This window comes from [Clostridium] symbiosum (genome assembly GCA_036419695.1).
Classification (GTDB): Bacteria; Bacillota; Clostridia; order Lachnospirales; family Lachnospiraceae; genus Otoolea; species Otoolea symbiosa_A.
On sequence record CP143946.1, the window covers coordinates 686378 to 705847 of the forward strand.

Below are 19470 nucleotides of genomic sequence, written 5' to 3' on the forward strand. Positions count from 1 at the left end.
CCTGAGGGATAGGGGGAGACGTGCATGTGGATTAAAAAAACGACAGTTAAAACTCAAAAGGGAAATTATACATATATTCAACTGGTGCAGAGCACATCCATCAAAGGGAAGAGCCGCCACAAGGTGATTGCAAATCTGGGCAGGATGGATCGGCTCGATATGGAAACGGTGGAAGCGCTGGTAGCTTCTGTTTCGTCGGGCACACATGATTCTCTGAAAATGGAGGAGATAAGCTTACTTCCGGTCAAGAGGTATGGGGGCGTTCTGCTTCTTAAGTACCTGTTTGAGGAGACGGGGATCAGAAGACTGCTGGTTGACATCGCAAACTATAAAAAATTGGATTTGTCCACGGTCGATGCGGTTTTTGCACTGGTTGCGTACTATTCGACGAATCACGATGAGGCGATGCGGTTTGACGACTGGATTAAGGCGGTTCACGTCCCCAATTCTGAGAATGTAAATAAGCAGTCAATCAGAGCCTCCGCGGCGCTGTTAAATGATACCACTATCATATGTGAAAGCCTGGCGAGCGTCGTAAATACGGACAGTTCCTTAAAATACAACTACGTGAACCTGTGCATAAATAAAAATATAAAGAATATTCCTGAAAATGTCGTAGTTTCCGCGCTGACCACGGAAGATATGACGCCTGTAAATTTCAAGATTCTGAAATTTCCGGCTTTCAACCAATATGATATCTTTTCTGATTCCGATGTGATTATCTGCGACAATTTAGAGATTCTAAAGGCATGCAGAAATTTTGAAGCATGTGCAATAAAATATATTTATAAGCTCAAAAAAGAAGAGGCCTCCTTTTTCTTTCAGGATGCAGGGCGCGTCGGCGACTTTGTGTCTTCGGGAGGGTATTTTACCGTACACGGAGATATCGGATATAAGTCACAGTTCTTTGAAGGAAAGCAAATCATTGTAATCCGTCCGGCCGGAGGATATGTGGAGGAGCTTTTACAATCTGTCAGGGAGCCCCGGGACGTGCTGGTAACAAATCTCGATGCCGGTGCACGGAAAATACTGGATTTATATTTCCACACGGAAAAGATACAGAACTATTTTTACACGATATTTTTACCCACTGATCTGGACTACCTGTATGCGCAGATGAGCAACGAGCTCTTATGCCACATGATATTAAACATTTACTTTCTGAGTTTCCTTTTTTCGGACACGATAGAAAAGCGTGCCGCTCCGCTTGGACTCAGCACAGAGGATGTGTTTAATGAACTGGACGACATCGTGTCTGCAAAGATTTCAAACGGGGTTACGACCCGGTATTTCCATTCCAAACTGACGGAAAGACATATAGAAATACTGAGCAGGATGGGACTTAGTCCGCATCCTACGGTTAAAATCTGAACCGGGATCACGGCTCTTCCCGGTCCTTCTGATTCTTAAGCTTTTGCAGCGTAAGGTACAGTATAATGGTGATGATGATGGTGGAAAGCGTCTTTAAAAAAACAGGGATTCCGCCAATATTGATGATAACGGCGGCGACAACCAGGGAAACTGCGGCGGCTTTATAGTTCATCAGCGCAAACTGGGTAAAGATAGCGCCGAACATGGCCGGTACGATATACTGGATCATGCCGAAAATTCGCTGAGGCAGGAATTTCAGCAGGGTGCCGCCCATGGTTGCAAGGAGGATCAAACACAGGGTGTTGACCACGGTTGAAGCTATTACACAAAAAGTAGAGAGGATATCGGCCTTGGGCGTGCCGGGTTCGATCCCCAGTGAGGCCAGGGTTGACAACACGCTGGGAAGTTTCATATTCTTTACATTGCCCGACAGGACGGATACATAGGATGCGGCCGGTCCCATAAGCAGAATATAGGTCATGGTATCGGCCACGGCGATCCAGTTATGTCCCATGATTGCCCCAATACTTAACAGGCTGGTTAATATTTTATCCCAGCCGGGATGATAACCTCTGACAAAACTCAGATAGAGACCGTATAAAAAACAGCTCACTATTCCGAGAGCCAGTGTAAGCATTCCCCAAAATTGTACTTTCCTGTAATATTCCCTTGTATACTCATCCATAGATTGCAGCTCCTCTCCGTTTTTCGTTATTTGGTTAGATAATACTTGCGGCGGTAATGGCGATCAGGATGGAGAGCGCCATTGCCCACTCCTTAAGCCAGGTCTTTTTGCAGCGGCTTCCCAGACAGGTCAGCAGCCACATGGACAGGGCGGCAGAACCGACCGCCACAAAATTTTTCATATCCTTGATAGAATAATCAAGAGCAAAGTATCCAAAGGAGGCGAGAGAGGCGCAAATTCCGATTATCTTACCCAGATTTCCCCGCTGATTCACTTTCTGGCGCATCGTGGAAAATGGTTTCAGAAACAGCAGATGAGGCAGAATCATCAGCGCGCCGCCGATATTCATAACCCAGACGGAGCAGGTAAAGGCAGACAGACTGTATGTATCGGAATTGATGCTCGTCCCCAGAGTTGATGCGGCGACTTCCGCAGCAGTTGTCTCATAGACTGCATTACCCACCACACTGAGGCGGGACAGGGACAGGGGAGCGCCAATTTGGGTAATCAGGGCAAGGCCGACGATGAATACAGATAAGGCCGGTCCAATCGTAGTAATGATTCCGGACTTGACGGCCTTTCTAATCTCCACCCCCGTAATATTGAATTGGCCCCGGTAGCGCAGACTGATCCTGGCAAATATCAAAGTCTGCAAAAATATCAGAAATACCATAGAGAGGTTGATAATCCACGAGGGAAAGCTGTTGGCTACTTGTAGAACTTCATCATGTGGTGTCATAATCGATAGCTCCTTATCTCATCGGTAATTCACAGGAGGACTCACCGTCACTGTACATACGGGAGTCCTTCGGTGAAATTTTGTAGTTATGGGCAGCTGCTATTGGTTCTGAAAGATTTATACCGCCCTGAGGTTACGTTTCTCCGGGAACGACATCCTGGGGAAGGGGACAGGTATATGGATAAACGCGGATGGTCTCGTCGAATTCCTTCTTTGCCTCGGCTAAAATTTCGGGATGGGTCAGAACATCCATCGCCGTCATTGCCATCGCTTTACCGGCAAAAATCATGCCCTTATGTCCAATGCTCATCCCGGCGCATACCGCCTGCTGCCATGAATGGTTTGGTGAACCAATGGTTTGGGCTGCGATAAACAGCTGGCACATGGGAGCCATCCAACTGACATCCCCTGAGTCGGTGGAATAAGGGGATACTTTGACATTCTCAAGCAGGTTGTCGGAAATTCCCTCATGCAAGTCGAGTTCGGCCAGCTTTGGATCTGTGACTCCGTGGACTACCATGGATTTTGCCTTGTCGGCTGTGCTGATTCCCTCGTTCAGTTTTTTGGCAAAGAGCTTTTCCTCCTCCGTAAAAACAGGCGCTCCGATTTCGTGCATATTTTTAAGCGCCGCTTTCGACAGAACCTTGTTGGGCAGTGTACTGGAGGAGGCGGAGAGGACCTTTATATCTACGGTCGTCTCGGTTGCCATTGCCATACCGTACGCGATTTTTTTCATACGCTCAATAATTTCATCTGCATCCGCCTTCTTTTGCCCACGCACGCCGTACCAGATTTCGGCATAATCGGGCACAATATTTGGAACGGTTCCCCCGTTTGATATAACAGAATGAATGCGCGCATCCGATGAGACGTGCTCCCGCAGGTAGTTTACAGCCACATCCATCAGAATTGCGGCGTCAAGGGCGCTTCTTCCGGCATCCGGGGAGACTGCGGCATGTGCGGCTTTGCCGTGGAAAATGTATTTAACCGAATAATGCGTCAGACACGGCGACACGCTTACATAAGAAATATTCTGGGGATGCCAGCGGATAATTGCGTCGATCCCATCGAAAACATGGTCACGGACCATGAATACTTTTGCCGCACCACCTTCTTCCGCAGGGCAGCCGAAGTATTTTACCGTACCGGTTACATGCAATTCGGTCATCGCCTGTTTCAGGCAGAGGGCGGTGGACAGGCTGCCCACGCCAAGCAGATTATGGGCGCAGCCGTGTCCGGCCTTTCCGGTAGGTTCCTTTTTATCAGAAATTTTGTGGCCCAGACCAGGCAAAGCGTCGTATTCGCCGATCAGAGCGATGACCGGGCCGGGGCCGTTGGACCATTCGCTGACAAATGCAGTTTCGATGCCCGCCACGCCTTTTGTTACCGTGAATCCGTTTTGCTCAAACACGCTTTCCAATAGAGCGGCGGATTTAAATTCCTGGAACAGGGTCTCCGCATATTCCCATATACGGTCGCTCAAGTCCGTCATTTTACTTTCATTTTCTTCAAACCATTTTAGTATAATCTCTTTGTAACTCTCCGTTGTGATTTCCATTCTTTCTCCTTCCGTCTTTTACATTATACGATAATCCTCATAATAAGACCTGCGATGAGGGTGCATAAAATCATGATGATATAGCATGCGCCAAAGGATTTTCCCTTTATGCCGGTTACGCCGAGAATTCTTCCGATTGCTCCGACATTACCGGTTAACATAAGCATTGGCAGCAGAATGGTGACATGCTCTGCAGTAAGAATTCCGTCGTTGAGCAGGGTGACGGCACTGAGGCAGCCGCCCGGCATTGAGATGAGACAGGTGAGATAGGGAACGATTGCTTCACCGGGCAATGCGAAAATACTCATAAGGGGACCGAGAACTTTCCCTAAAAATGTCATAATCCCCGTAACGTCAACGATCTGCATGATCAAAACCGCTAATACGATGCCCGGGACATTGGAATTCAGCCACATGTGAACGCCTTTGCGGGCGCCGGCCATGAAAACTTCAATAAAAGTCTGTTTTTCTTTAACTGCGCTGCCGTCCATATTATTCTACCTCCCCGGATACTTTGTTTTTATTGGCAAATTTCAGGTAAAATCTCATCATATTTCCCGATACGAATTTCATTACGATAACTACGAGGAATACCGCTCCCTGCCCGAATTTCAGCTGGGGAAGAAACCATATGCCATAGCTGACCATCATACCAATGATGGCGGTTCCGGTAAATAAATAGGTAGACAGGATGTCCCGCTGGTCGGAGCTGATTTTTTTGTTCTCATACAGTTCTTTGACGATAGCGGTACTTCCATCTGTCGTTTCCAGATTGGCAATGATAGCCAGGGAGCTTTCTCCCGGAACGCCCATAAGAAATCCAAGTATGGGTGAAAGCAGCTTGCCCGCGGCTTTCATTCCGCCGTAGTAGTCAACTACGTTTACCACGGCAACAGCAAAAAATATGCCGGGTGCGATAGTCAGCGATTGAAGGAACATAAATTTCAGACCAGAACCGCCCGAACCGAGAATACCGGGAGAAGCCCCCTCCACTATGGTTCCGAACTGGCCTAGATATGTCTGCAGATCAAGTATTTTTAATGGTCCGGGCCCCTTCTGGAATAACCCGGAGAAAAACAGTAATCCAAGCAGAAATACTAAATACTCTTTAAAACCTACGCCGTCTTTTTCTCCTTTTTTCACACAACCGTCCTCACTTTCTGAATTTTTTAAATTTACATTCGAATTGCGGCCCGCATATGTATGCTGATAATTATAATTGGTTTTTTGGGTGATGAAAAGACTTATTTTTGCTCTATTTGGCGGAAAAATGGCCTATATGGTGGCAAATTTTGAGAGAGCTTGAATATGCCATTATTTGTAAATGAGGGTATGGTGGCAAATCCTTGGAGGATGGGTTACTGGGCGGGAATGGAAAGGATTTAATTGAGATGCGAGGACGCCTCTGTAAGACGGCGGACGGGGGAGTGGGTTGGATGGATGAGTCTTCAGTCCCGGTTTATAGGTTGTGGTGAGGGGGAATCTTTTCTCCTTCCTTCCCCCGGGCAGGTTGTCGACGGGACTGAAGACTCAGGGAAGGTGTTGCCCCGTCCGCCGGCTTCAGGGGCTGATTGTCTCTTTCGTCAGTTGCGACGAGCCTCCTCTCCCCCTTAAAGGAATAGAACAAATCAGCGGCCGCAAGTCGGGGTACGGGATGACGAAAACCTTCGCGTCTTCAGTCCCGGTCATAACCTTCCCGTGGGGGATCCGGGAGAAAAAGATTCCGCAGGGAACCTGGGAGTTCATCGGCACTTACCGAGGTATTTCACGAGGTTAGTGTCCGTTATGTACTCCAAAGAGCGCAAGCGTTTCCCGGAGGAACTTTTTCTGCCCGGATTCCCCACCCGCGACAAAACTTAAGCCGGGACTGAAGACTCACCCCCTCCCCCTCACCATCCCGAACCCCGACCTAACGGCGGCGTTCTCCTTCCTCAATTAAATCTTTATTTTTTCGGAAAAATATACTATAATTGTGTTTAGAAAGCAGCAATGAGAATATGTCAGTGGATGGGAGATAATTATGAAGGATTACATGAAGATTTATAAAGAATGGCTGGATAATCCATACTTTGACGAGGCAACAAAAGAAGAGCTGAGAAACATCGCCAATGACGAGAATGAAATCAAAGAGCGTTTTTACATGGATCTGGAATTTGGTACGGCAGGCCTTCGCGGTATCATTGGCGCGGGAATCAATCGTATGAATATTTATACAGTACGCAGGGCTACACAGGGACTGGCTAATTATATCATCAAGCAGGGAGGGGCCGACAAGGGAGTCGCAATCGCGTTTGACTCACGCCGCATGTCCCCGGAATTTGCCGAGGAGGCAGCCCTCACACTGGCAGCCAACGGAATTAAGGCATATAAGTTTGAATCACTCCGTCCGACACCGGAACTGTCGTTTGCAGTGCGGGAACTGGGCTGTATCGCAGGAATCAATATCACTGCCAGCCACAATCCGCCGGAATATAATGGATACAAAGTTTACTGGGAGGATGGCGCACAGTTTACGCCGCCTCACGACAAGGGAGTAACAGAGGAAGTAATGGCAATCACCGACCTCTCCACCGTGAAGACAACGGACGAAGAGAGCGCTAAAGCAGCCGGTAAATACCAGATTATCGGCGCGGAGATTGACGACAAATACATAGCGCAGGTCAAAGCGCAGGTGGTAAATCAGGAAGCCATCGACAAGATGCAGGATCAGATTACGATCGTGTACACGCCCCTTCACGGAACCGGCAATATTCCGGCACGCCGTGTGATGAAAGAACTCGGATTTACCCATGTATACGTGGTTCCCGAGCAGGAGCTTCCGGACGGAGAATTCCCGACCGTAAGTTATCCGAACCCGGAGGCAAAAGAGGCGTTTGAACTGGGCCTTAAGCTGGCGGCGGAGAAAGACGCCGATCTCGTACTGGCTACGGATCCGGATGCGGACCGCCTGGGCGTTTATGTAAAAGATACAAAATCAGGGGAATATATCCCTCTGACCGGCAATATGTCAGGTTCCCTCCTCTGTGAGTACGTGCTGAGCCAGAAGAAGGCCAAAGGGGAGATCCCGGCCGACGGCCAGGTGGTTAAGTCCATCGTGACCACGAACCTGGTGGATGCCGTAGCAGGTTTTTACGGCGCAGAGCTGGTGGAAGTCCTGACCGGCTTCAAATGGATCGGCCAGAAGGTTCTTGAGAACGAGAAGGCGGGAAAGGGAACTTACCTGTTCGGAATGGAAGAGAGCTATGGCTGCCTGATCGGCACCTATGCCCGAGACAAGGACGCTATCTCGGCGACGGCAGCGCTCTGTGAGGCAGCCGCTTATTATAAAGAAAAAGGCATGACCCTCTGGGATGCCATGGTAGAGATGTACGAGAAGTACGGATACTACAAAGACGAGGTCCAGTCCATCGGCCTCAAAGGGATCGAAGGCCTGGCTAAAATCCAGGAAATCATGGAATATTTCCGGGCCAACACCCCGGAGGAGATCGGCGGCTATAAAGTATTGTCCGCAAGAGACTACAAGGAAGACACGATTAAAGATATGGCCTCGGGAACCGTAAAACCGACGGGGCTGCCATCCTCCAACGTGCTTTACTATGATCTGGAAGATCATGCATGGCTCTGTGTAAGGCCGTCCGGAACCGAGCCGAAGATTAAATTCTATTACGGCGTCAAAGGCACATCCCTGGAGGATGCGAATGAGAAATCCGCGAAGCTTGGGGATGCGGTGATGGAGACGGTGAATAAGCTGCTGTAGTATTATAATATGGCGGACGCTGGTCCAATGGTAAAATAGCTGTTGCAATTGCAAATATGAACAGTCGGAAAGACTGGGGCATGTTTTCGTTGCAGCAGCTTTTTTGCTGTCAAAATTTTCTTCGTATATAGTTACAAAAATATTTGCTGGGAATGGATCTGCAATTCTTTGTTGCAGTATTATAAATGAAATGTGCTTTATATTTGGTCTCTTCTTGACTAAAATAAAATCACCGGAACGTCCGAAGAAAAAGTAATTGATTGTGAATATACGTAATATGTGCGTAAAATTTATTGTTTTAAGAAAGAAAAAAACAGAGGGAGGTCATAAAAATTAGAAGGAGCGGTGCAAGGACGTGATGGGTGGTAATACTGACGGTATTAGATTTTTTAATGTGAACAGAGACAATCATTTTTAGAGAGGGTGGGGAAGATGTATTTAGCGCTTGTAGGAGCATTTATGTTTGCAGCAATAATTTATTTATTAATGAAAGGGAAGGCAATTCCACTGGTAGTATTGACTCTTGTACCAATCGTCTGTTGTTTCCTGGCCGGGTATAATTTTGTTGAAACAGTAGAGCTGATTGGTAGTGGGGTGGGGAGTGTATGGAAGAATGCAGCACTGTTTATATTTTCCATTATCTTCTTTGGCGTTATGTCAGATGCAGGGATGTTTGACGGGCTTATTAGCCGTTTGACGAGTATGGCGGGAAATAATGTGGTAGCCGTAACAGTAGTAACAGTAATTATTGGTATGGTCGGCCATCTGGACGGCGCCGGCGCTACTACGGTTTTGATTACAGTACCTGCGCTTATGCCTTTATATAAAAAAATGAATATTCGTTTGGAAACACTGTTACTTTTAGTCGGTGTTGCAATGACTACGATGAACCTGGTTCCTTGGGGGGGCCCTACAATGCGGGTAGCGACTGTACTTGGAATGGATGTGAATGATTTATGGCGTCAAATAATTCCATTTCAAATAGTGGGAGCAGCATTTTCAATATTTGTAGGCGTAATTTTTGGTGTAATCGAGAAAAAGAGAGGAGCAGGTTTTATAGCTTCAAGTATAAATTCCGCAGAAAATGAAGATAAAACAGGAGAAGATTTGTCACTTAAACGTCCAAAGCTGGTTGTAGTAGATATGGTTCTCACTCTAATTCTAATGATTGGGCTTGTGACGGGTATTGCACCGGCTTATATTTTATTTATGCTGGCTTGTACCATTGCGCTTGTAATAAATTACCCAGAGACAGGCCTTCAGTCAAAACTGTTTAAAAGACATGCTCCCAATGCATTGCTGATGTCAGGAACCATGCTTGCAGCCGGTGTTCTGGTAGGAGTGGTAAACAATACGGATATTTTGATGTCGATGGTTAATATACTGGTCGGCTTGCTTCCGAATTTCATGGGTAAATACCTACACATTATCGTGGCGTTACTTGCTCTTCCCATTGGGATACCTTTCGGAGGTGATGCATATTATTATGCACTTTTTCCACTCCTTGCAGAGATAGGGGAACCGTTTGGGATTGCACCGGTTCAAATGGGAATCGCATTACTTATTGGAAAAAACGCTGGCTTGATGGCCTCGCCGATTCAGCCTGTTACCCTTCTGGGAACCGGAATGACAAACATTTCGCTGCGTGACCACCTGGCGTTTTCCTTTAAGTATCTTTGGCTTATCAGTATTGCATTAGTAGTGATAGCTATAATAATGGGGCAGATTACATTGTGAGTAATTAAAGGAAAGAAGCGAAAAGGAAGTATACAATGAAAGCAGATATTATAATAAAAAACGGGCATATATTCGATCCAGCTGCAGGTATTGATATGCATGGAAACGTAATTATCAATAAAAAACAAATTGTGAAACTGACAGAAACAATTACAGAAGGCGAGTATGAAGCGGTACGGGAGATAGACGCAGGTGGAAGAATGGTGATTCCGGGCTTGATTGATGCCCATACGCATATTAACTATCTTGGACAAGCGAATGGTGCTCCGGCAGATCTATTATGTATTCCAAACGGTGTGACGGCGGCAATCGATGCGGGAAGTACTGGTGTGTCCAACTATAAAGGATTGTTACATTGTCTTTCCCAACATGAGATAAAGACCAAAATAATGCTGAATGTCAGTGCCGGAGGTATTATTATGCCTACTTGGTATCCTGAACCGCTTGATCCGGAGTGTTGGGATACTGACTGGTTTGATGAAGCGTTTGAAAACTTTAGAAGAGAAATTATCGGGTTGAAAATTCGCGTCAGCAGAAATGTATTAGGCTCTTTGGGGGTTAAGCCACTGGAAGCTGCTTTGAAACTGGCAGAACGATACAATACAAGGGTAATTGTTCATCTTACGGATCCCATATTACCAATTGGAGCTTTAGCGGATATGATGCGCAGTGGAGATATATTAACGCATATCCATCATGGAAAGGGAGAGACGATTCTGAAAAACGGAACCATAGATAAAAGAGTGCTTGATGCTCAAAAAAGAGGCGTTATTATGGATTGTGCTAATGGAAAATTCAATATCTCCCTGGAGGTGGCCCGCAGGGCAATTGAGGAGAAATTTTTTCCAGACAGTATCAGTTCAGATTTAAATATAAGCAATTGGTGTTCTCCATGGGTATTCAGCCTTCCAATTGTTATGTCAAAATATCTTGCACTGGGAATGACTGTAAAACAAATAGTGGAACGGGTAACAGCAGCACCTGCATTACAGATGGGAGAAGAAAAAAATTTGGGGACTTTACGGGAAGGGACGTCTGCTGATATAACAATTTTAGAGTTAATAGAGAAAAAAACAGAGTTCAAGGATATATTCGGAGGCAGCATATGTGGGACACAGCTTTTTATGCCCAGAGCGGCTATTCTGGATGGAAAAATAAGATTTCTTTCATCAGAGATGTATGCATAGCCATAAAAGTTGAAAGAAAATAGAAATCATATAAAAACTGCACTTAGCTAAGAGAGGGTAAGTGCAGTTTTTATATTTAAGGTAAATCTGGAGAGGATAAAGTCTAAAGATGGGCATCTTCAGAAAAAGCATATGAGGTTTTATAAAGTCTGCAATGTTCTTCGATTAGATGGATCAAATGTTTTCCATATTCCGGAAATATTTTATCTTTTCGATAAATAAGATGGGTAGGACTGGTTAAGTTCATTCCGTTAATTGGAAAAACGTGCAAAGGGGAGGCACCCTGTCCGGACTGGTTAATTGCCTCAATAGCCGAAACGTACATAGACAAACAAAAACTTGCTGCGTAGTCTTGGGCAGTCATCAGATAATGCATATCTCCCTGCGATAATTCCATGCAGCAATTTAAAGTTATATTATTTTGAAGACAATAAAGATCCAGCATATTTCTGGAGATTCTTTTCTTTTTGTTCAAGATAAATGGTACATGAGTAAACTCACGTAGATTAACACCGTTTTCAAAGTCGGTTTTACATCTGGGATAACGCTCCGGGAAATATCGTTTTAGCATTGTTTCAGAAATAACCAGGTATAGATTTTCATTCACCAGAAGTTTGCTGACCAGGCGGTGATCCTGGGAAGTAAATCCAATTGAGATTGCCATGTCCAGTTTATTATTTAAAATTTTTTCGGTCAACTCTTCTGCTGTAGCAGATTCCGCCAAAAGCTGTACATCGGGATAGGACTCACGAAAAGAAGAAATCAGGGAAGGGATCAAGATTCGATACCGCCCTTCGGTGGTCCCCAAATGAATCAGCCCGGTATCGGCTTTATAGTAATCGAAAAACTGACTTTCTATGTTTTTTTCAATAAGTTGAATTTGGAGAAGGGACTCCTGAAGAATTTTTCCGGCTGGTGTTAACGATAAGGAAGGTTTTCTGTTAAATAATGCAACGTGATAATGCTGTTCCAGATCTTTGAGGTATTTACTGAGGCATTGATGAGAGATAAATAGCCGTTTGGCGGCCTTTGATATATTCTGTTCTTCGGCAAGAACGAGAAAATAATGATAATTTTGCAGCATCTTTGTACCTCCTTATATGTAGATTCAGGGATTTTTAAAAGTATCATAACATGTTTTGTACGCCATATCAAGTAAACAGTTACACAGGAGTGCTGCAATTACAGATTGCATATATACAATATTTATGTGCTTTTTCGTTTCGCTATGTGGTGGTAAAATTTTAATATAAAAGATACTCATCAGTTCAGTTCATTTTGATGGGATAGTTTAAAAAGGGCAGCAGAAGGAGAAAGGAGAATTAAAATGGGGTACCGCAGACAGTATATGAAGTGGTTCTTCGCAGCAGTAGCAATAATGGCAGCTGCCGGGCTGACCGGCTGTGCCTGGCTTAATGCACCGGCTGAGGGGGTTGGCGGCGTTGAGGAGGCTGGAAGTGATTTCCAGGCAGGAGCAGATATTGATTATTTAAAACAGGCGAATGTAAGTATTGCATCGGGAGCCAGCGGTGGTAATTATTATATGGTAGGTACGGCCCTTGCCCAGACGATTCAGAAATACGATCCGGCACTGATATGCAGTAGTGAAACAACGGGAGGAACCGGAGAAAATATTGCACTTATCTCGTCCGGAGCGACAACAATTGGAATGGGGATGGCGGATGACATAGCTTCCGCATATGAGGGGAAACGAGACTATGAAGGCAGTCCTGCTGACAATCTAAGGGCAATTTGCGCGGGAGCTAAAAATACGTTTCATGTTATTGTAATGGCTGATTCAGATATTTATTCACTATCGGATTTAAAAGGAAAGAAAATCAGCCTTGGGCCGGCAGGTGCACCGTATTTTTCACCGTCTCTTCTCGAAAGTGTTGCAGGATTGGTTATCGGACAGGATTACCAGGGGCAGTATTTGGGGCATGATCAGGCAGCAGATGCTTTGAGTGATGGTGATGTAGACGCATTGATAGCCTGTCTTTCCTTCCCGGCGTCTGCCTATTCTAACTTGGCATTTACAAAAGAAGTTCGTTTTATAGGACTGTCGCAGGAGGAAATGGAAACTGCGCTTGAAAAAAACCAAACCTGGCTTTATAACACAATTCCTGCGGGGACGTATCAGGGGCAGGATGAGGATATATTATCTCCGGCTGTACCGGTATGGCTATTTACACATGAGGGTGTAGGGGAAGATATTATTTATCGTGTCTGTAAGGTCATTTTTGAAAATGTTGACGAGTTGGGACAAATTGCAATCGATGCGGGGTATTATAATGTTGATACGGCTCTGGACAGCATTGTAATTCCAATACATCCAGGGGCGGCAAGGTATTTTGAAGAGGCTAAGAGAAACAAATAACTTTGTTATGACTATATGAGGAGAAGAGTAAGATGGATCAGAAAAGACAAAGATTAGCAGGAATGCTGGAATTTGTGATGATCGTACTGGGGGTAATGATGTGCGGTTTTCATCTGTATGCTTCATGGGTAGGAACTTTTACGGCGATGAGCCAGAGAACTTTCCATGTCGGCATGGTGTTGATTATCGCATGCCTGGGAACTATTACAAAAAAACTGAAAGATGAAAAATGGAGTCCGGGCCCCCTTCAGATAGATGTTGAAGTAATAACCGATGTTTTTATCGTTTTTATGTCCGTAGTGACATTGATATATTTGTTTGTAAATGATTCAAAGCTATTTATGCATATTGGCCGGCCTACTAATCTGGATGTAATTCTGGGTGTTTGCCTGATAATCTGTGTATTGGAAGTGACCAGAAGGTGTATTGGCTGGATTATGCCCTGTATTGCCCTGGTATTTGTATTATATGCGAAATATGGAAATTTTCTTCCGGCAGCAATGGCGAGTAAGGGTTACACCTGGAAACGAATTGGCACTTATCTACTGCTGTCTGATGATGGCATTTTTGGAACGCCGACCGGCGTTTCTGCTACAGTAGTTATTATGTTTATAATTTTTGGTGTATTTTTACAGTATTCAGGCGCAGGACAGGCTTTTATTGATATTGCGTTTTCAATTTTTGGACGTGTCAGAGGAGGCCCTGCCAAAGTTTCAGTAGTGGCCAGTGCATTATTTGGAATGATTAATGGCTCCGCTATAGCCAATGTGGCTTCAACTGGAAGTTTAACAATACCACTGATGAAAAAGGTTGGATATGATCCTGAGGTGGCCGGGGCGGTATCCGCGGTAGCATCTACAGGAGGCCAGATAATGCCTCCTATTATGGGAGCAGCAGCGTTTATCATGGCTCAGAATCTGGCAATTTCATACAATGTGGTGGCGCTATGCGCGGTTATACCAGCGGCACTTTATTTTTATGAAGTCTTTGTTGTGGTTGACCTGTTGGCGGTGCAGTCCGGTTTAAAAGGGATGAAAGCTTCAGAACTGCCTGATGGAAAGAAAGTACTTCGCTATGAGGGATTCCTGCTTTTTCCGATTATTGCCCTGATTGTGATGATGGTTGTATTACAGATATCGAGTAATAAGAGCGCACTCTATGCGTGTGTTTTTACGCTGATTGTAAGCTGGTTTACAAAGGAAAATAAAATGGGCCCTAAAGAGCTTGCAAGAGCTCTGGGGCAGTCGGCAAAAGAAATCAGCAGTGTGGCCTTGGCCTGTGCAACCGCAGGTATTGCCATTGGCATGCTGGGGCTGACAGGGCTTGGTTTAAAGCTTTCTGGACTACTGGTAGCTTTATCGGGTGGCAATTTATATATTCTGATGATTTTAACAATGATAGCCGGCGTTATTCTGGGAATGGGACTTCCGACTTCAGGCGTTTATATTATTCTGGCGGTTTTAGCTGCCCCTGCACTTATTGAATTGGGAGTACCTGCTCTCAGTGCGCATATGTTTGTATTTTACTTTGGAGTTATAGCGGCTATTACGCCGCCCGTTGCTTTAGCTTCATACGCTGGAGCAGGTATTGCCGGTGCAGATGCAAACAGAACTGGTTGGAAAGCGGTCAAAATTGGCCTGGCTGGTTTTATTCTTCCTTATATGTTTGTTTTACGCCCTTCCATACTGGGGCAGGGGACACCGTTTGAGGTTTTCCAGACAACGGTGATGGCGGTTATTGCGATCACCGCTTTAGTCGGGGCAATGTATGCGGTACCGTCTCAAAATAAAGCGGTTCGACTATTATTGGCTGCTGCGGCGATTATGATGCTGTGGCCTGGAATAATAGCCGATGTGGCCGGAGTGATCCTTTGTGTGGCGGCACTGCTTTTGGCGAAAGCATTGAAAAAAAGGGGGATATAAATGTATGACAGGAATTGCACATGAACTGGCAGAGTATATCGTCAGCTTGAAATATGAGGATTTGCCCCAGGATACAATAGATATGGCTAAAAAATGTATTTTAGACAGTGTTGGCAATATGTGCTGTGGTAGATACAGTAATATGGGAAAACACATATTAAGGTATATTGATACCTATTCCAGAGCCACCAGAGGGGAGCGGAAGGTTTCTCTGATGGGGGGCGGAAAAGCGTCGAAGGAAGACTCCATGATGGCACATACAATTATGGCCAGATGTACCGATTTGGACGATGGCCACCGTTATGCCATGGGGCATCCAGGGAGTGTGGTTCTTCCGGCAGTACTGACGGCAGGAGAGCTCAGGAACAGCAGCGGTAAAGACATTATTACTGCAATAGTTGCCGGATATGATATCTACTGCCGGATCGGTTCGGCTATCAATCCGTCATCATATCGTGAGAGGGGATTTGATGCCACGGGGGTCTGCGGTGCAGCTGCCTGTGCTGCTGGAATTGGGAAAATCTATGGATTGGATGTGCGGCAGATGAAAAATGCTTTGGGACTTTCCTCCACGTTTTCAGGAGGGCTGATTGAATATCAGAACGATGGAACAATGGGGAAAGTGCTGTGTGGCTGCTGGGCTGTTAATAATGGTATGGATGCTGTACAGTTGGCGGAACAGGGATTTACCGGACCGGAACAAATATTTGAGGGAGATAAAGGATTTTTTCAGGCATTTTCTAATGCTCCGGATGCTTCAAATGTATTGGCCGGTTTGGGACGGGATTTTAAAATTAACGAAACTTATTTTAAGCAGCATGCCTGCATGAGAGGACTGCACGGAGCGGTGGATGCCCTGTTGGATATCAGAAAAAAAGAGGGGATAACGGCAAAAAATGTCGACAGAATAGAGATACAGACGACTTCATTTGTTGGAAGGCTGTCAAATCCACGGCCGGATACTCTGATTGGCGCACAGTGCAGTATTGAATTTGTTCTGGCTGTGGCAATGGCAGAGGGACACATAAGTAGTGACGAGATACTGCTCCAGTCTATGGAACGGGAAGACATACGTCATCTGGCGTCAAGAATCATCTTAAAAATGGATAAAAGAATAGACGGATACGTTAAAGAGAATCCTAGCCACTGGGCGGCTGTTAACATGATAATTTATACAACAGAAGGAAGAGTGTTCAAACAGTGGATGCCGCTGCCAAGAGGGGAGTCGGAAACTCCTTTTGGCTGGGAGGAGTTGGAAGAAAAATTTAAAAGATTGCTTTCGGATACTCCATTCCACAAGCATGAAGAAGCAATGTACGGGGATATCCGTAATTTCGAAGAGCTGACGGGAATGTATAAATTATTTGCACCCTGGGAGACGGAGGGGAGCGGAAGGAAAACGTCAGCATAAATAAAACTTTAAACGGACAGGAGGATATAAAAAGTGTGCAAACCAAACAGGAAAATTCCGTGTGTTTATATGAGAGGCGGCACCAGTAAAGCAGTGTTCTTCCAGGACAAAGATTTGCCGGAAAATGCCGATGAGCGTGATAAAGTGATTTTGAGTGCATTTGGAAGTCCTGACCGCCGTCAGATTGACGGTATGGGCGGAGCAAATACTTCAACCAGTAAAGTGGCGGTAATCAAAAAAAGTGAACGTCCGGGAATTGATGTTGACTACGATTTCGGGCAGGTGGATGTGAATCATCCAATTGTCGGAAAAACAATGAACTGTGGTAATATTTCATCTGCGGTAGGCCCGTACGCAATAGATGAGGGACTTGTTAAAGCAGTGGAACCGATGACGGAAGTACATATTTTCAATACAAATACCCAAAAAGAAATCGTAGAATGTGTGCCGGTTAAAGACGGCCGAGCCGTGACAGAAGGTGATTTTTCAATTGACGGAGTGCCAGGCACAGCTGCTAAAGTGACATTAAAATTTATCTCACCCCAGGGAGCGGCTTCCGGAAAGCTTCTGCCAACTGGAAATGCCAAAGATACAATTGAAATTGAAGGGAAAATATATGAATATTCCTTTGTTGACTCGGCGAATCCCGTGATTTTTGTCCACCCGGAGGATTTTGGGGTAAAAGGAACAGAAATACCGTCAGAATTTAACGCCCTTCCTGAATGTGAAGAAATCTGCAGGATTCTGGAACTCATACGCGGAACAGGAGCTGTTTTGCTGGGCTTTGCAAAAGATCTGGAAGATGCAAGAATAAACAGCCAGACTCTGCCAAAGATTGCTTTTGTCACGGTCCCCCATGATTATGTTGCAGGAAGTGGAAAAAATATTGCCGCCGGTGAAACGGATATTACGGCACGCCTTTTTTCAGTGGGAATGAAAATGATAGACGCTTATATGGGGACAGGAGCAATCTGTACTATAACGGCTGCCAATACTCCGGGGACTATTGTGAATGAAATTGTCGGACGGACACTGGGAACCAACCGCATTGAGCATCTCCGTATCGGACATCCGTGGGGAATCATGGATACCTATGCTGATTTAAAAATCAATGAGGATGGAAGCCATGATGTTCTAAGCGGTAATCTGGACCGTACGGCGCGCCGCATTATGGAGGGATATGTTTATATCAGAGAATAAAGTTTTTTTGAACAGTTTAATTCTCTTATTTTGAAGAAAATTTCCGAGAAAGCTTTGTTTTATATGAATTTGTTCTCCTAATAACTGCTATTATCATATCACAGGAGGAAGTAAAAATGGAATTAACACATCAGTTTGCGGATTTTCTTGTAAAGACAAATTACGGAGATCTTCCGTCCGGTGTGGCAGATCTAGCCAGGGAGCGTCTGCTGGACACAATCGGCGCCATGCTGGCGGGCCGCGCAGGATGGAATTATGCGGATGCGCTGATTGCAGCGATGGAAAAGATTGGAAAAGGAGAATGCGGAATTATCGGAGAAAATCCCTGTCTACGTTTTCCTGCCCCACGAGCGGCGATGCTGAACGCTACATTCGCCCATTCAATAGAACTGGATGACGGACATAAATTTGCCGGCGTCCATGCGGGTGCAGTGGTTGTTCCGACGGCTTTGGTCATGGGGGCAAAGCTGAATGCCACGGGAAAAGAAATACTGACCGCAATTGTGCTGGGATATGAGATTGTATATCGGCTTGCGGTTGCACAGAGCCCCCAGCTCATTGACCGGGGATTTCATCCGACGGCAACCTGTGATACGGTAGGCGCGATGGCAGTCACCGGCAAACTGATGAAACTGGACGAAGGGAGGATGGCCAACGGCCTTGGCATGGCGGGTCTTCAGGCTTCCGGCTTGATGGAGGCCACCGTCTCGGGGCAGCAGTCCAAATGTGTGATGGTGGGCAATGCCGCCTACAACGGTATCTGCTGTGCCTATGTGGCGGAACAGGGGCTGCCGGGAACTACAACCGTTTTCGAGGGCAGGACGGGACTGTTCCAGGCGATGAGCAAAACCATCAGCCCGGAGACGGTAACGGAAGGGCTTGGGAAGGATTATCAGATATCGGAGACCTATAATAAATTTTATCCGACCTGCCGTCATTCCCAGCCGGCCATTGAGGCCGTATTGAATCTGGCGGTAAAGAATCATATTGTTCCGGAAGATGTGGCTGCCGTGGAGGTAGGAACCCACAGGGTGGCATATGAGCTGACCGGAATTATTTATGAACCAAAGAATCCGGGCGAGGCAAAGTTCAGCATTCCTTACGGTGTTGCCCTGGCGCTTAAGGAGCATGGCGTTGCCGTCCGCCATCTGAAGGAAGAAGCTTATACAAACCAGGAGTATCTGAAACTGGCAAAGCTGGTGACAGTCCGCATTGATGATGAGGTCAATGCCCTGTACCCCAAAAAACGGGGAGCACAGGTAAAAATCATCATGAAGGACGGGACCGAATACGGGGAAGGGTGCTATGACCTGAAAGGTTCCCCGCAGAACCCGGTCGGATTTGATGAACTGGTTAAAAAGTTTGTCACAGCGGCTACGGGACTTTTGAAGGAAGAGACAATAAAAGAGGTCATTGACCGCTGTACACGGTTTGAACAGGAGACAAACCCGGGTGATTTCCTGTCCCTGCTGAACTGGTAAAGTATGAACAGATAAGGACAGGAACTGACGGAGGAAAGGTGATAA

At 45.8% G+C, this 19470-nt stretch carries 15 protein-coding genes; 9 read left to right on the forward strand and 6 right to left on the reverse strand.

All coding sequences use genetic code 11. From position 1 onward, the window contains the following. Positions 1–24 precede the first annotated feature (24 nt). Entirely contained in the window at positions 25–1371 is a 1347-nt protein-coding gene (locus V3C10_03180; GenBank protein ID WVP62839.1) for a hypothetical protein, read from the forward strand. A 7-nt stretch (positions 1372–1378) separates the two neighbouring features. Here V3C10_03180 and V3C10_03185 read toward each other — a convergent pair whose 3' ends face one another. The 5 genes from V3C10_03185 to V3C10_03205 all read right to left on the reverse strand — a co-directional run bounded on the left by V3C10_03185 (position 1379) and on the right by V3C10_03205 (position 5496). Continuing rightward, a complete protein-coding gene (locus tag V3C10_03185; GenBank protein WVP62840.1) occupies positions 1379–2056 on the reverse strand; it encodes a hypothetical protein in 678 nt (225 codons plus the stop codon). A 34-nt stretch (positions 2057–2090) separates the two neighbouring features. Beyond that, positions 2091–2795: a DUF5058 family protein gene (locus V3C10_03190; protein ID WVP62841.1), complete on the reverse strand. Its 705-nt coding sequence runs from the start codon at positions 2793–2795 to the stop codon at positions 2091–2093. A 133-nt stretch (positions 2796–2928) separates the two neighbouring features. Next, a complete protein-coding gene (locus tag V3C10_03195; protein WVP62842.1) occupies positions 2929–4353 on the reverse strand; it encodes an amidohydrolase in 1425 nt (474 codons plus the stop codon). Positions 4354–4376: 23 nt separating this feature from the next. Beyond that, complete coding sequence (locus V3C10_03200) at positions 4377–4844, reverse strand: hypothetical protein (GenBank protein ID WVP62843.1); 468 nt, start codon at positions 4842–4844, stop codon at positions 4377–4379. 1 nt (position 4845) lies between these two features. Then, entirely contained in the window at positions 4846–5496 is a 651-nt protein-coding gene (locus tag V3C10_03205) for a hypothetical protein (protein WVP62844.1), read from the reverse strand. A gap of 877 nt (positions 5497–6373) precedes the next feature. On the opposite strand from V3C10_03205, the gene V3C10_03210 reads away from it, so the two are divergent. From V3C10_03210 to V3C10_03220, 3 genes are all read left to right on the forward strand, one after another. After that, a complete protein-coding gene (locus tag V3C10_03210) occupies positions 6374–8110 on the forward strand; it encodes a phospho-sugar mutase (protein ID WVP62845.1) in 1737 nt (578 codons plus the stop codon). Between the two features lie 432 nt (positions 8111–8542). Continuing rightward, the gene (locus V3C10_03215; protein ID WVP62846.1) at positions 8543–9847 is read left to right on the forward strand and encodes a citrate:proton symporter; all 1305 of its coding nucleotides are present in this window, start codon (positions 8543–8545) and stop codon (positions 9845–9847) included. 35 nt (positions 9848–9882) lie between these two features. Beyond that, positions 9883–11034 carry an amidohydrolase family protein gene (locus V3C10_03220; protein ID WVP62847.1) on the forward strand — a complete coding sequence of 384 codons (1152 nt, stop codon included), beginning with the start codon at positions 9883–9885 and terminating at the stop codon, positions 11032–11034. Between the two features lie 103 nt (positions 11035–11137). On the opposite strand, the gene V3C10_03225 is transcribed toward V3C10_03220, so the two are convergent. Then, positions 11138–12118 carry a LysR family transcriptional regulator gene (locus V3C10_03225; protein WVP62848.1) on the reverse strand — a complete coding sequence of 327 codons (981 nt, stop codon included), beginning with the start codon at positions 12116–12118 and terminating at the stop codon, positions 11138–11140. A 243-nt stretch (positions 12119–12361) separates the two neighbouring features. Here V3C10_03225 and V3C10_03230 point away from each other — a divergent pair, with 243 nt between their 5' ends. The 5 genes from V3C10_03230 to V3C10_03250 all read left to right on the forward strand — a co-directional run bounded on the left by V3C10_03230 (position 12362) and on the right by V3C10_03250 (position 19425). Continuing rightward, positions 12362–13411, forward strand: coding sequence for a TAXI family TRAP transporter solute-binding subunit (locus V3C10_03230; protein WVP62849.1), 1050 nt, complete (start codon positions 12362–12364; stop codon positions 13409–13411). A gap of 32 nt (positions 13412–13443) precedes the next feature. Continuing rightward, entirely contained in the window at positions 13444–15333 is a 1890-nt protein-coding gene (locus V3C10_03235; protein ID WVP62850.1) for a TRAP transporter fused permease subunit, read from the forward strand. 4 nt (positions 15334–15337) lie between these two features. After that, entirely contained in the window at positions 15338–16744 is a 1407-nt protein-coding gene (locus V3C10_03240) for an MmgE/PrpD family protein (GenBank protein WVP62851.1), read from the forward strand. A gap of 33 nt (positions 16745–16777) precedes the next feature. Beyond that, a complete protein-coding gene (locus tag V3C10_03245; GenBank protein ID WVP62852.1) occupies positions 16778–17944 on the forward strand; it encodes a PrpF domain-containing protein in 1167 nt (388 codons plus the stop codon). Positions 17945–18060: 116 nt separating this feature from the next. Next, positions 18061–19425, forward strand: coding sequence for an MmgE/PrpD family protein (locus V3C10_03250; GenBank protein WVP62853.1), 1365 nt, complete (start codon positions 18061–18063; stop codon positions 19423–19425). Positions 19426–19470 lie beyond the last annotated feature (45 nt).